Raw genomic sequence first — 13,727 nt, 5'->3', positions numbered from 1 at the left:
CCGGGGCGGGCTGCGGGTGGCCGGCCATTTCCGGGAAGACGTCGCGGGACGTGTTGTAGGGGTGCTCGGCGGCCTCGTTCATGGACAGGACGGGGGCCACGCAGGCGTCGCTGGGGACGAAGATCTCCGTCCACTCGTCGCGGGTCTTCGTGCGGAAGACCTCGGCGAAGCGCTCGCGGAGGGCGGGCCAGCCGGAGCGGTCGTGCTGGGCGGGGAGGTCCTCCCCGTCGAGGCCGGCGCGGCGCAGGAACTCGGCGTAGAACTGGGGCTCGATCGCGCCGACGGCCATGTGCAGCCCGTCGGAGGTCTCGTAGACGTCGTACCAGGGGGCCCCGGTGTCGAGCATGTTGACGCCGCGGCGGTCCTCCCACAGGCCGCCCCGCAGGAAGCCGTGGATGAAGGTGGACAGGTGCGCGGCGCCGTCCACGATGGCGGCGTCGACGACCTGGCCGCGGCCGCTGGTCTTGGACTCCAGGAGGGCGGACAGGATGCCGACGACGAGGTACATGCTTCCGCCGGCGAAGTCGCCGAGGAGGTTCATCGGGACCTGCGGGGGGCCGCCGGCGCGGCCGATCGCGTGGAGGGTGCCGGTGACGGCGATGTAGCCGACGTCGTGCCCGGCGGTCTGGGAGAGGGGGCCCTCCTGGCCCCAGCCGGTCATCCGGCCGTAGACGAGCTTCGGGTTGCGGGCGAGGCAGTCGTCCGGTCCCAGGCCGAGGCGCTCGGTGACGCCGGGCCGGAACCCTTCGAGGAGGACGTCGGACTTCTCGACCAGGCGGAGGACGACCTCCCTGCCCTTGTCGCTCTTGAGGTCGATCGCGATCGAGCGTTTGCCGCGGTTGCTGAAGTCGGTTCCGCCGGTGGCCTCACCGGCCTTGACCGCGGAGGCTCGGTCGACGCGGATCACGTCGGCGCCGAGGTCGGCCAGCAGCATCGCGGCGAACGGACCCGGCCCGATCCCGGCCAGCTCGATCACCCGTACTCCGGACAGCGGCCCGTTGCCCATCTGCGACTCCCTGAACTCGTTCGGTCCCCTGGTCAACACGTTTCGTCCTCGGTCACCGCGCCGCGTGACGGCGCCGGCCACAGGCCGGACGGAACATGTTCAGTGTGCCCGATCAATGTAAGCGAGTCCTGACCCGGGGCGGCCTTAGCGGGCGGTGAGCTCCACCGGCGCGTTCCTGGTGCCGGTGGCGGTCAGGAGGCGTTTCCGCGTCCTGGAGCGGTGGACGCCCTCGGCGTGCGGGACGAGGCCGGGTCCGGCGGCGGCCAGGTAGTACCAGCGGTCGTTCGGGGCCTGCCACCAGGTCCCGCTCACGGGGCGGCGGGCGTCGCAGCCGCCGGTGGCCCGGTCCCTCGCTTCGAGAAGCATGGCGTCGGCGGTGGTGGCGCCGTCGGCGTAGGTCAGGCGGGTGCAGACCCAGTCGGCGGACTCCCCGCCGGCGGGCAGGTCCCCCGACCAGAAGTTCCACGCCATCGCCTCGGACACCGGGCGGTCCGGCCGGGACGTCACGCAGGCCAGGTGGTTCCAGAACTTCCGGCCTTCCTTGCCGAGGCGGGCGGGACGCTCCTCTCCGCCGGGCCGGTAGGCGGGCGAGTGGTAGGTGAGCACGGTGGCGCGCGGGCCTGCCAGGTGGCCGAACGTCCTGGACCCGAGGTGGAAGAGCGGGCCGCGGCCGCACTCGGTGTCCGCCTGGGCCGGTGCGGTCACGCCGTGCGAGATCGCGAGGCGGTCGCCGGTAAAGGTTTCGGCGTGCGTGTCCCAGGGGGCGAGGAGGTAGCGTCCGCCGTCCAGCGCGATCGGGGCGGACGGGTCCTTGCCGAGGCCGACGACCTTCAGGCCTTCGGGGGTGTAGCGGGCCATGCGGTCGCCGTGCCGCATCAGGGCGAGCAGCGTGCCGTCGACGCGGCCCGCGTAGAGGAGCTGCGCGGTGCCGTCGGCGCGGCCGCCGGGCGGCGCGGACGCCCAGGCCTCGGCGGCGCGTCCGGTGAACGCCCGGTCGCGGGCCAGGTCGCCGCGGGCGGGCCAGGCGTCGAGGGTGCGGGCGCCGTGCGCCCAGGCGCCGGGGGCGGCCGAGACCAGGCGCAGGTGGGGTACCCGCGGGTCGGGGCGCTCCGTCATGACCAGCGCGGTCACGAGCACGGCGGTGAGGACGGCCGCGGCGGCGAGCGGCAGCACCGAGCGGTTGCGCACGGGGCGCAGCATCGCGGTCTCGAACCGCTCGGGACGCCTGACGGCCGGCGGCGGGGCGGCGTCGGCGGCGCGCATCACCTTGCGGGGGTCGCGGACACCCAGCTCGACCAGCTGGTCGTGGACCGCGTACCCGGGCAGGCCCTCGACGTGGCGCAGCACGTAGGCGACGCGGACGTACGGGTCGAGCTTGGCCAGGGCCGCGGTGAGCGCCGGGTCCGGCAGCCTGGCCGGCAGCGCGCGCAGCCAGGGACCCAGGCCGATGTGCAGCCGGCGGGACGGGCGCAGCGCCCGGCGGAGCACGCGGGTACGGCGGCGCGCCAGCCCGGCGGGCGAGCGGTCCCGGGGGCCACGCGCGGTGGCGTCCACGATCCGCCGCGCGACCGCCAGCCGGTAGATGCGCTTTCCCGTCCCCGGAAGAACGAAATACGCCATCCGGACAAGGTCGCCATACGCCGAATTCGGCGTCGGCGATTCCATCCTGGTGTTCGTCAGGACATCTTCCGTCACGGCAGGCCACTCCTTCTGGGCCGTTCTCTCGTCGCGAACCCCGAGGTTAGAGCGCATGCCGGCGGTCCCGGAGCGAAATTGGAACAACGATTAAACGGACCAATGGAAATGTCCGCCTATTTCCGTACTGGGGTTCGGTGCCCGGGGAGGGGTCGCGGCCGTCCGGCGAGAGCGGCCCGCGCCCGTTTCGTCCCCGTACTACGCTGTTGACCTCCGGGGGAACCGCCCCGGGCCGCAGGACATCGAATGATCGCGCCCCCGCCGCGACCCCCGAACGAGCAACGACAAAAAGGATCCCCACGCCCATGACCGAGGACGTCCCCGGCTACCGGGTGCTGGAGCAGGTCGGCGAGGGCGGCTTCAGCGTCGTCTACCGCGCGCACCAGGAGCACCTCGACCGGATGGTCGCGCTGAAGGTCCTGTCGATCGGCTCGGTCGACGACGCGGCGATGCGCCGCTTCCAGCGGGAGAGCAAGATCACCGGGCGGCTGTCCGGGCACCCCAACATCGTGACCGTGCTGGACACCGGAACCACCCGCTCCGGGCGTCCCTACATCGCGATGGAGTACTTCGAGCACGGCGCGCTCACCGACCGGCTCGCCCGGGAGGGGCCGCTGCCGGTCGCGGACGTGCTGCGCATCGGGGTGAAGATGGCGGGCGCGCTCGCCGCCACCCACGAGACCGACGTCCTGCACCGCGACGTCAAGCCCCAGAACGTGCTGCTGTCGCGGTACGGGGAGCCCGCGCTCGCCGACTTCGGCATCGCCCGCCTGGTCGACAGCTTCGACGCCACCCACACGCAGGCGTTCACGCCGCAGCACGCCGCGCCCGAGATCCTGGAGGGCAGGCCGCCCGGCGTCGGCTCCGACATCTACTCGCTCGGCTCGACGCTTTACCAGCTCCTGGCCGGCAAGCCCGCGTTCAAGAGCCCCGCCAACGAGGGCATCGCGCAGCTGATGCTGCGGATTCTGAACGACCCGCCGCCCCCCATCCCCCGGACGGACGTCCCGCAGCGGGTCTCGGACGTCATCGGCCGCGCCATGGCCAAGTCCGCCGAGCAGCGTTTCGCGAGCGCCGTGGAGTTCGCGCAGGCCCTCCAGGGCGTGCAGGGCGAGCTGGGCCTGCCGGTCACGGAGACCGCGCACAGCGGCGGCGCCGTCCTGCCGGCCCCGCGGACGGACGGCGGAGCCGGGTCGTCCTCGGGTTTCACGCCGTCCTCGTTCACGCCGTCACCGGGGATCGCACCGCCCGCACCCCAGCCGGAAACGCGGCCGTCGTTCCCTGACATCTCGGGTCCGCCGCAGGTTCCGGACCGGGCGCCGACCGCCCCGCCGTCACCGTGGCATCCGGACGCGCTTCCGTCGCAGAGGCCGGACGCGCTCCTCCCCCAGGACAACCCGCCGCAGCCGCACGCCGCCACCTGGGCGATGCCGCAGAACGGGCCACCGCAGGCCGCTGGTCCGCAGGCCGGTGATCTGCGGACGAGCGCCGACCACACCGTGCAGCACGCGCACCCGCAGCAGCTCACCGTGAACCAGCCGGCCGACGGGCCGCGCCGGGGCCTCGTCATCGCGGCGGGCGTCGCGCTCACCGGCGGCCTGGTGCTCGGCGTCGGGGTCCTCGCCCTGACGGCCCAGGGCGGCGACGAGCCCGAGGACTCCGCGGGCCCCGCGGCGACCTCCTCACCGGCCCCGCAGGGGCAGACGACGGGCGTCCCGCAGGAGCCCGTCACACCCGCCCAGCTCGCCGCCGTGCGGCCGCGCAACCTCGCCGCCAAGGCGTCCCGCGGCCGGGCCGTGCTCGCCTGGACGCTCCCGCCGGACGCGAAGGAACTGACGCTGCTCATCCAGCAGAAGCCGGTCGGCGCGGAGCCCCTCGTGACGGCCCCGCCCGGCTCCCGCTCGGCGACCATGACGGGCATCGCGCCGGGAACCCGCTACTGCTTCAAGGTCGGCACGGTGCTGCGCCTCAACGAGGGACGGGCACCGGACGTGTCATGGTCGGCGCCCGCGTGCATCGGGCAGTAGACGCGCATCCAGGACGAACCTCGAAACGCAACGGCCGGCCCCTCGCGGGGCCGGCCGGCGTGATCTTCGGGTGAGGGGCCGTTAGCACTCCCAGATGGCGGGCCCCTCCAGGCTCTTCCAGGGGCCGGGCGTGCTCGCCAGGTAGCTGACCACGTAGCCGGTGTTCCCCTTCCAGGTGATTTTCGTGTACATGCTGCCGTTCAGGTTGGGATCCGAGGAGTGCGTGTACGCGGCTCCCGCCACCTTGCAGTGCACGGTGAGGCTGTCGCCGTTGTTGTCCCGCATGGTGGCGTTCTTCGAGCTGCCGGTGTTGGGACTGGAATAGATGTAGCCGTTGGAGGTGCCGTTCATCTGCACCTTTGCGGTGCTTTCCGGGCCGGTCAGCGCTGAGCTGGTTCTCGCGGCCGTGCCGGTTCCGGCGTCGTTGGCGGCCGTGACGGTGAAGGTGTAGCTCCCGTTCTTCCAGACGCCGCCGAGCGTCGTCGACGTGCCCGTGACGGTCTTGCTGCCCGAGGCCGCGCCCGACCAAGTGAGCTTGTAGGTGGCCGAACTCACGCCGGGCGGGGCCGACCACGATACCTGCGCCCCGGACTTGGTCGCCTTCGCCCCGAGGCCCGTCGGCGCGCCCGGCGTCACGCACGGCCGGACCGGGTCGCTGGCCGCCGACATCTGCTCCTGCGTCCTGCCCTGGGCGTCCTTGTACTGGACGGCGACGCGGAACTGGTACTCGCTGGCGCAGTCTCCGCCGTTGACCGTGAAGGTGTAGGGGCCCGTGCCCGCGATCACGGACGGGGTGGCCGTCATACCGGACTGGACGTCCTTCAGCACGTACCCGGTGATCCCCTCGCCCTGCGAGGGCTGGAAGTCGATCTTCATCGTGCCGGAGCCCGGAGTGACCGACACGTTGGCGGGCGGGGTCGGCGGTTCGCCGGGGCCCGGCGGCGTGACGGGCGTCTCCGGCCGCTGCGGGGTCTCCGGCCTTTGCGGCGACCACGGCGACTGCGGTGTCCCCGGCCGCGCGCGGGCAGGCGGGGCGTCACCGTCGCCGGGCAGCGGGATCGTCCGGCGCTTCGGGCCGCCCGCGACCCTGTCCTTGTACTTGTTGATGTCCTTCTGCACGCCCTGCCGGTCGACCACGACGGCGCGGGGGCCGCTCGGATCGTTGGCCCAGAGCATCCCGTCCTTGACGAAGACGTCCAGCCTGGACGGCCGGTTCGTCACCGGGATCGGCTTCTCGAACCGGTTGGCCGCCGAGTTGTACACGATCAGGGCCCCGGCCGTCTCGTCCGGGATGTAGACCTTCGCGCCGAGCATCTGCGGCGCCCGGTAGCGGTGCTTCGGCATCGGCAGCCGGGTGCTCGTGTAGCGCCCGGTGCCGGTGTCGACGGTCACCAGGGACCCGGTGCCGGACACCAGCAGCGGGACGACCTTGCCGTCGGTGTCCGCGGGTGCCAGCACGCCGCCGCGGCCCGACTGCCGCACGCTCGTCGGCAGGCTGACCTTGAGCGGGGAGCCGGAGGGCCTGACGACCGTGGCGGTCGCGGCGGTGGAGTCGACGACGACCGGGTCGCCGGCGGCGATGGTCAGCGCCAGGCTGCCGCCCGGCTCGCCGACGCGGACGGGCTGCTGGAGCCGGCCGTCCTTGAACGCCGACACCTCGCCCTTCCGCGAGACCGGGACCCACAGCGTGCCCTGGCCGTCGATCCCGGCCTGGCCGAGGACCGGCGGCAGGGCGGCGGACGCGCCGACGGGGGTCAGGGAGACGGGGTCGATCTGCTGCACGGCGCCCTTGACCGAGTCGACCGTGTACGCCTTGCCCGAGTCCGCGACGACCTGGATGCCCTTGCCGAGCGAGCGGCTCTGGCCGATGCTCAGCTGGGACGGGTCGAGGCGGCTGACCACGCCCGTGTCCAGGTCGACGATGAGGATCGTGGAGCCGTCCTGGACGATCTTCACGTTGTGGCCGCGCATCTGCGGGACCAGGTCCGTCTTGCCGTCCACCTTGCCGGCCGGGCCGTTGACGTGGACGGCCATGCCCTTGCCCTTGGCCGTCAGCCAGGCGCCGACGTCGGCGAGTCGGTACTGGGCGCTCGCGACGCCCACCCCGTACACGACCGCGGCGATGACGAGCACGCCTACGAGCCCGACCGCGACCTGCCCCGTGAGACGGTCGCGCCGGAACAAATTCAGGACCGCCACCCGCACGATTCTGATCACCTTCCCCGTTTGACCGGCCACGGTAGCGGGTGCGGGACCACCGATGTCGACATTTTCCCGGATAGGGGGTGTTCAGTTTTTGCGGATAGCGTCAATAAACGTCGGAACCGTAACGTTCCGTCCGGAGATGACCACTACGAGGCGCCCGGCGCTCCCGGCCTTCCCGGCGAGGACGGCCGCGACGCCGGCCGCGCCCGCGCCCTCGGCGACGAGGCCGTGCTCGTGGAACAGCCAGCGCATCGCCGCCCGGATCTGGTCATCGGTGACGGACGTCAGCTCAACCGTCCCGGCGAGCACCTCCGGGCCGATCAGCTCCGGGGTGACGCTGCCGGGCTCCAGGTTGCCGGGGAGGCCGTCGGCGAACGTGTCGCCGACCTCGACCTCGACGACCCTCCCGGCCGCCACCGAGGCGTGCACGCCGCGCGACACGGCCGACTCCACGCCGACGAGCCGCACGTCCCCGCGCTCGCGCGCCCACAGGCCGAGGCCGGCGAGCAGGCCGCCGCCGCCGACCGGCGCGACGACCGTGAGCGGCCCGTCCGCCTGCGTGTCGAGTTCACGTCCGATGGTGCCCTGCCCCGCGATGACCGCCGGGTCGTTGTAGGGCGAGACATAGTGGCCGGGGAGCGTCATCGCGTGCGCCTCGGCCTCGTCGTAGGTCGTCCCGTGCTGGACGAGGCGCACCGGGAACGCGCCGATCCTGTCGACCTTCACCTGGGACGCCCGGGTCGACACGACGACGGTGACGTCGGTACCGAAGCGGGCCGCCGCGTGGCCCATGCCGAGCCCGTGGTTGCCCGCGCTCGCCGCGACGGCCGGCGTCCCCTCCGGCAGCGCCGCCGCGGCGGCGATCGCGCCCCGCACCTTGAACGCGCCGGTCGGCTGGAAGGTCTCCAGCTTCAGCAGCGCGCCCGGGGCCAGGCCGGACGGGACCAGCGGGGTCGGCGCGAGCTCGGCGGAGACGGCCCGCCAGGCGCGGTCGAGGTCGTCCGGGCCGGGGCGGCGGACGGCGCGGGCCGTCACGGCCGTTCCCCACCCGTGCTGCGGCCCGTGCTGCGGCCCGCGCTGCGGTCCTTGAGGGATCTGGGATGCAGCCGGCGCCGGAAACGCCGGAAGCGTCCGGCCTTGGCGGTGACGAGGCGTCCCAGCGCGTCGGTGTGCAGCCAGGCCCGGTCGGCGGCGTGCGGGTCCGGGTGGGACGCGGCGAAGCGGCTGCGGTTGACGAGGTCGGCGAGCGGTCGCAGGTGCCCGTGGGCGTCCTCCCCCACGTTGGACGCGCCGAACCGTGCCACCTCGTGCGCGGTCAGCGTGCGGGCCGTCGCCAGACCGACGTCGGACAGGTGGTCGAGGGTCTGGTGCCACGCGCCGGCGATGCGTGCGGCGGGTGCCCCCGCGCGGCGGCGGCGCCTGCGCATGGCGGGGGCGAGCAGAACCGCGGCGAAGTAGCCGATGAGGAGCACGGCCACCCCGATAGACGCGAACACCCACCACGGCGGGAGCGGGCTTTCGTCGGCCGCAGGTTGCTGCGGGCCCTTCTCCGTCGTGTCGCCCGGTCCCTCGCCGCGCTCCTGGGACGCGGCGTTCTTCTGGGCCTCTTCGAGTTTCTGCTCCGTCTCACCGGCCGCGACCGAGTCGTCCTTGCTGGAGCGGCGGGCGTTGTCGGGGAGCGGGTTGAAGCGGACCCAGCCGAGCCGGTCGAACTTGATCTCGGGCCAGACCATCACGTCCCCGGAGCGGACCTGGACGGTGTCGCCCACGCGGTTCCCTCCGTCGAAGCCCACCACGACCCGCGACGGCAGGCCGAGCGTCCGGGCGAGCAGCGCGTACGCGGTCGCGAAGTGCTCGGGCGTGCCGCGCCTGCCCTCGCCGAGGAAGTAGTCGAGCTGGCGGTAGCTGTGGCCGGGCGCCGCGGTCACGTCGTACCTGGCGTAGCGCTTGAGGTACTGGGCGAGCGCCGCGGCCTTCTGGATCGGCGACACCGCGCCCTCCGTCGCCGCCTCCGCGAACCTGCGGAACTCGGCGATCTGGACGGGCGGCTCCTTCGCGCCCGGCCCCCACGGCAGTTCACGCGCGGCCCTGGCCTCGGCGTCGGTCGCGGCGGCGGCGTCGGTGAGGTCCTCCGCCGTCCACTCGGGCACGACGGACTCGACCCGGTACGCCTGGCCGGGACGGAGCTCCTTCGCGGCGGCCAGCGCGCCGCTCTCGGGGTCGGCGACGACGGGGAGCCCGTCGACCTGCCGCGGCCGGTCCGGGGCCGGCAGCCACACGCCGGGCAGGTCGCGGATGGTGATGCGCTGGACGACCTCGTGCTTGTTGTCCGGCTCCGGCCCTTCCGGCACCCTGCTGCCGGTCGGGACGAACCTGGCCGTGGACGACCACGTCACCCCGTCGAACCTGGTGAGCACGGCGAGCCGCGCGATCTCGCTGCGCCGCGACCGGACGGTGAACATGACCTGGTCGGGGCTCAGCAGCCAGCCGCCGACACGGTCGAGCGGGCTGACGCCGTCGCGCTGCTGCGGCGGCGGGGCCTGCACCTGCTCGCGCGGGTTGTACGGCTGCGCGCTGACCGGGACGACCGGCGCCGCCGCGAACGCCAGCCCCCCGAGCACGGCGGCGGCGGGCACCCCGATCGCGAAGGGCCGCCACGCGAGCCCCGAGCCGGGGCCGTCCGCGCGCACCAGGACGAGCACCGCGACCAGCACGACGGTCGCGGCGGCGAGCGGCGCGTTGGAGCCGGGGCCGTCCACGCCCAGCATCAGCGCGACCGCCCACACGCCGAGCACCGGCAGGCACGGGACGGCGCGCAGCGAGGTCCGCAGCGCCAGCTCGGCGGACGCGAACGCCGCCAGCCACACCACCACGTTGACCAGGACGAGGAACTCCGGTTCGGGCGGGGCGGGCAGCAGCGTGGTCAGGATCGCCTTCCACGAGCTGAGCACGCCCTCGCGGAGCGTCTGCGGCAGCGTCCCGTCGCCGAGCGCCGGGCGCAGCACGGTGACCGAGACGGTGCCCGCCCACGCGACCACGGTCAGCACGAGCGAGATCCACAGCGGCCACGGGTCCTTGCCCTTGCGCGGGCCGGACAGCAGCCCGCACAGCAGCGTCGGGACGACCGCGGCGACGGCGGCGACCGGGACCACCGGGCCGAACCCGAAGACCCGGTGGAACGACAGCCCGGCCACGGCGACCAGGCACGCCGTCACGGCGAGGGACACGTAGCGGGTCACCGGACGCTCCCCAGCCGCCGCCACGACTCCGCGAGGCCGTCCAGGTCGGCGAAGTCGAGCAGGTGGACGCCCGGCAGCGCCGGCACGGGCCCGGACGGCCGGACCCGCAGCACCACGACCCGGTCGAACCGGCTCCGCACGGACGCGATCCGTCCCAGCTCGGCGGCACCGGACGTGACGACGACGAGCGACCCGCCCGCACGCACGCGGCGGACCACGTCGATGGTGGACTGCGGCCCCTCCCGCGTCCCGACCGAGGTGAGCCGGTCGAGCAGGGCCTCCACGTCGTCGGGCCCGCCCCGCGTCTCGGCGAGCTGCCCGTCGCCGGTGAGGACCCGGACGGGGAAGTTCGCCGCGGCGGCGCCCACCGCGACCGACGCCGCCGCGTCCACGGCCAGCTCGAAGTCGTCGGGCTCCGGCCACGACCCCGGCCGCGCCTCCAGCACGATCGTCGTCGTCGGCAGGCTGGCGTCCACGAGCTGGCGGACCATGAGCGTGCCCGTCCGCGCCGAGGACTTCCAGTGGATGTGGCGCATCTCGTCCCCGATGACGTACTCGCGCAGCGCGTGGAACGTCGCCGTCCCCGCCGGGGACCTGTCGCTGGTCGGCCCCTCCAGGTGGTGGGCGCGCCCGGACGGCAGCAGCGACAGCGGCACCGTCTTCGGCCGGACGAGCAGGGTCTCGGGCCGGCCGTACTCCCGCGTCCGGCGGGCCAGCCGGAGCGGGTCGGCGCGCACCATCCGCAGCGGCCCCACCGGGAGTTCCCCGCGCCGGTCGGTCGGCAGCCGGTAGGTCACGGTGCGGGTGCCGCCGGAACGCAGCCGCGGGACGTCCACCGCGACGCCGGTCGTCCCGGCCGTGTCCCGGGCGCTCAGGCCCCGGGCGCCGCGGCCCTTGTTGGTGACGTGCAGGACCCCCACGGCGGGTTCGCCGCGCTCGACCTTCTTCGGCGCGATCTCCCGGCGCACGCCCAGCTTCGCCTGCGGCAGCGTCCACAGCGCCGCGACCGCCACCGCGGCGAGGCCGGCGACCCCGAACATCGCGGGCTCCGGGTAGCCGAGCCACCAGCCCGCCGCGTACAGCGGCGCCGACACGGCCGCCGTCCCCCATCCGAGCGGCGTCAGCACGTCACACCCCGGCAGCCTGCGGCGTCGGCACGTTCTGCAGGGCCTCGCCGACCACGTCCGCGCCGGACCGGCCGCGCAGCTCCGCCTCCGGCGTCACGATCAGCCGGTGCGCGATGACCGGGACCGCGAGCGCCTTGACGTCCTCCGGGACGATGTAGGACCGGCCGGCCGACGCGGCGCGCACCCGCGCCGCCCGCAGCAGCGCGATGCTGGCCCGCGGGCTCGCGCCGAGCCGCAGGTCGGGGTGCTCGCGGGTGGCCGCGACGAGCCGCACCAGGTAGTCGAACAGCGGCGGCGCGACATGCAGCCGCTGCGCGAAGTCGATCATCCGGGACAGGTCCTCGCGGCTCATCATCGGCGGCATCTGGTCGAGCGCGGCGCCGGTCGGCCCGCCCGCGAGCAGCGCCACCTCGGCCTGGTGGTCGGGGTAGCCCATCGAGATCCGCATCAGGAACCGGTCGAGCTGCGCCTCCGGCAGCGGGTAGGTGCCGTCCATGTCGACCGGGTTCTGCGTCGCGATCACCATGAACGGGCGCGGCACCGGATGCGGGGTGCCCTCCACGGTCACCCGGCGCTCCTCCATGACCTCCAGCAGCGCCGACTGCGTCTTCGGGGAGCCGCGGTTGATCTCGTCCGCCACGGCGAGGTTCGCGAAGATCGGCCCCGGGTGGAACTCGAACGCGCTCGTCCCCTGGTTGAAGATCGACACGCCGGTGATGTCACTGGGCAGCAGGTCGGGCGTGAACTGGATCCGCGCCCACTTGGCCTCCACCGACGCCGAGATCGCCCGCGCGAGCGTCGTCTTGCCGACCCCGGGGACGTCCTCGACGAGCAGGTGCCCCTCGGAGAGCAGGCAGACCAGCGCCAGCTCGACCTTCTCCCGCTTGCCGCGCACGACCCGCTCGATGTTGCCGGCCAGCGCCGCGAACATCTGCGCGAACCGCCCCGCCAGCGCGTCCGCGTCGGCCCCCGTGTTCTCGGTCATCCAATTGCACCCCCAGTGCGCCGGGGAGAACGTCCCCGTGGTCCCCGTGGGGATCGGTCCCACCCGATCCCCGTCACCTCGTGGCGCCGGGCCGCAGGAGCCGAGCCAAGCGCGAAGGGCACCATAACGGCATTCGAGGCCGTACCGTAACGGAGTTCACGAAAGATTCCGGCTGGTGATACGAGCCCCGCGGCACCGGCCGCGGCCCGTCATGACATTGATCACGCCGGAGGGCGGCTCCCGCCACCGGGCCCGACGCGCTTCCCGGGGCGGTGAACCGAATGACCGCGAAGAACCGAACGCGAACGTTATCCGCGACGTCCTAATGTTGGGCATCGCGACGACGACTCCGAGGTGGACGTGGACGACATAAGCATCACCGACCTGTGGGACCGCGTGACGGGAACGCAGCCGGATCCCCCGCTGTGGCTGGTCGCGCTCGTCGGCCTGGTCGCCCTCGGCGCGGTGGTCCACGGCCCCACCTGGCGGGTCGCGCGCAACACCGTGACGATCGCGCACGAGGGCGGGCACGCGCTCATCGCCCTGGTCACCGGCCGCAAGCTGGACGGGATCAAGCTGCACTCAGACACCTCCGGGGTGACGGTCTCGCGCGGCAAGCCGCACGGCCCCGGCATGATCTTCACGGCGCTGGCGGGCTACGTCACTCCCCCGCTGCTCGGCCTGTTCTTCGCGCTGCTGCTCGCCGCCGGCCGGATCACGCTGATGCTGTGGTTCTCGCTCGCGCTGCTCGCGGCCATGCTCATCATGATCCGCAACGCCTACGGCGCGCTGTCGGTGGTCGCCACCGGCGCGATCATCTTCGGGGTGTCCTGGCTGGGCAGCCCCGAGGTCCAGGCCGGGTTCGCCTACCTGGCCGCCTGGTTCCTGCTGCTGGCCGCCACCCGCCCGGTGATCGAACTGCAGCGCATGCGCGCCCGCCGCATGGCGCCCAGCTCGGACGCCGACCAGCTCGCGAACCTCACCGGCGTCCCGGGCCTGGCCTGGGTGGGCCTGTTCGCCGCCACCGCTCTGCTGGCCCTCCTGACCGGCGGCGCCCTCCTCGTCCCGGACCTCGAAGTCCCCGAGATCTCCGTCCTCCCCGGCTACTGACCGGCTACTGACCGGCTGGACTGACAACAGGTCAGCGGTCCCGGAGTGTCGGAGGGCGGCGATAGTTTCGGCTGTGTGAGCCAACGATGGGACCGGGGGCAGGTGCTCGGACTCGCGCCCGACGCCGCCGCCGGCAGGGCGGCGGACGGGATCGCCAAGCCGGGGCGGTGGGCCGGGGCCGGGTGTGACGACGAGGCGGTCTGGGGGGAGTGCCAGGGCAGCGGGAAGGCCGTCTACCGGGCCTGCGCCGATCTGACCGGGCCCGCGTTCCGGTGCTCGTGCCCGAGCCGGAAGATCCCGTGCAAGCACGTGCTCGGGCTCCTGCTCCTGTGG

The 13,727-nt window shown here is 73.8% G+C and carries 10 protein-coding genes; 3 read left to right on the top strand and 7 right to left on the bottom strand.

The window, feature by feature from the left end:
* Both E1285_RS36965 and E1285_RS36960 read right to left on the bottom strand, forming a co-directional pair.
* On the bottom strand, window positions 1-1,006 hold a 1,006-nt coding region (locus E1285_RS36965; RefSeq protein ID WP_132159247.1), incomplete at its 3' end, for a CaiB/BaiF CoA-transferase family protein.
* Window positions 1,007-1,150: 144 nt separating this feature from the next.
* Window positions 1,151-2,626, bottom strand: a complete 1,476-nt coding sequence (locus tag E1285_RS36960) for a hypothetical protein (RefSeq protein WP_132159244.1) — start codon at window positions 2,624-2,626, stop codon at window positions 1,151-1,153.
* Window positions 2,627-3,006: 380 nt separating this feature from the next.
* Here E1285_RS36960 and E1285_RS36955 point away from each other — a divergent pair, with 380 nt between their 5' ends.
* The gene (locus E1285_RS36955) at window positions 3,007-4,728 is read left to right on the top strand and encodes a serine/threonine-protein kinase (RefSeq protein ID WP_132159243.1); all 1,722 of its coding nucleotides are present in this window, start codon (window positions 3,007-3,009) and stop codon (window positions 4,726-4,728) included.
* Between the two features lie 81 nt (window positions 4,729-4,809).
* Here E1285_RS36955 and E1285_RS36950 read toward each other — a convergent pair whose 3' ends face one another.
* The 5 genes from E1285_RS36950 to E1285_RS36930 all read right to left on the bottom strand — a co-directional run bounded on the left by E1285_RS36950 (window position 4,810) and on the right by E1285_RS36930 (window position 12,284).
* Window positions 4,810-6,927, bottom strand: coding sequence for a hypothetical protein (locus E1285_RS36950; RefSeq protein WP_132159242.1), 2,118 nt, complete (start codon window positions 6,925-6,927; stop codon window positions 4,810-4,812).
* A 90-nt stretch (window positions 6,928-7,017) separates the two neighbouring features.
* Window positions 7,018-7,968, bottom strand: coding sequence for a pyridoxal-phosphate dependent enzyme (locus tag E1285_RS36945; RefSeq protein ID WP_132159241.1), 951 nt, complete (start codon window positions 7,966-7,968; stop codon window positions 7,018-7,020).
* A complete protein-coding gene (locus E1285_RS36940) occupies window positions 7,965-10,172 on the bottom strand; it encodes a DUF3488 and transglutaminase-like domain-containing protein (protein ID WP_132159240.1) in 2,208 nt (735 codons plus the stop codon). The genes E1285_RS36945 and E1285_RS36940 overlap by 4 nt, the downstream gene beginning before the upstream one ends.
* A complete protein-coding gene (locus tag E1285_RS36935; protein ID WP_207947095.1) occupies window positions 10,169-11,299 on the bottom strand; it encodes a DUF58 domain-containing protein in 1,131 nt (376 codons plus the stop codon). Before E1285_RS36935 ends, E1285_RS36940 begins: the two co-directional genes overlap by 4 nt.
* Window position 11,300: 1 nt before the next feature.
* Window positions 11,301-12,284 carry a MoxR family ATPase gene (locus tag E1285_RS36930; RefSeq protein ID WP_165966916.1) on the bottom strand — a complete coding sequence of 328 codons (984 nt, stop codon included), beginning with the start codon at window positions 12,282-12,284 and terminating at the stop codon, window positions 11,301-11,303.
* Window positions 12,285-12,638: 354 nt separating this feature from the next.
* Between E1285_RS36930 and E1285_RS36925 the strand changes: the two genes are divergently transcribed.
* Both E1285_RS36925 and E1285_RS36920 read left to right on the top strand, forming a co-directional pair.
* Window positions 12,639-13,394: a M50 family metallopeptidase gene (locus E1285_RS36925; RefSeq protein WP_243723306.1), complete on the top strand. Its 756-nt coding sequence runs from the start codon at window positions 12,639-12,641 to the stop codon at window positions 13,392-13,394.
* 75 nt (window positions 13,395-13,469) lie between these two features.
* The coding region (locus E1285_RS36920; protein WP_207947093.1) for an SWIM zinc finger family protein at window positions 13,470-13,727 on the top strand (258 nt) is incomplete at its 3' end.

Source organism: Actinomadura sp. 7K507 (assembly GCF_004348425.1).
In the GTDB taxonomy this organism is placed as follows: domain Bacteria; phylum Actinomycetota; class Actinomycetes; order Streptosporangiales; family Streptosporangiaceae; genus Spirillospora.
This window is presented reverse-complemented; position numbering and strand designations above follow the sequence as displayed.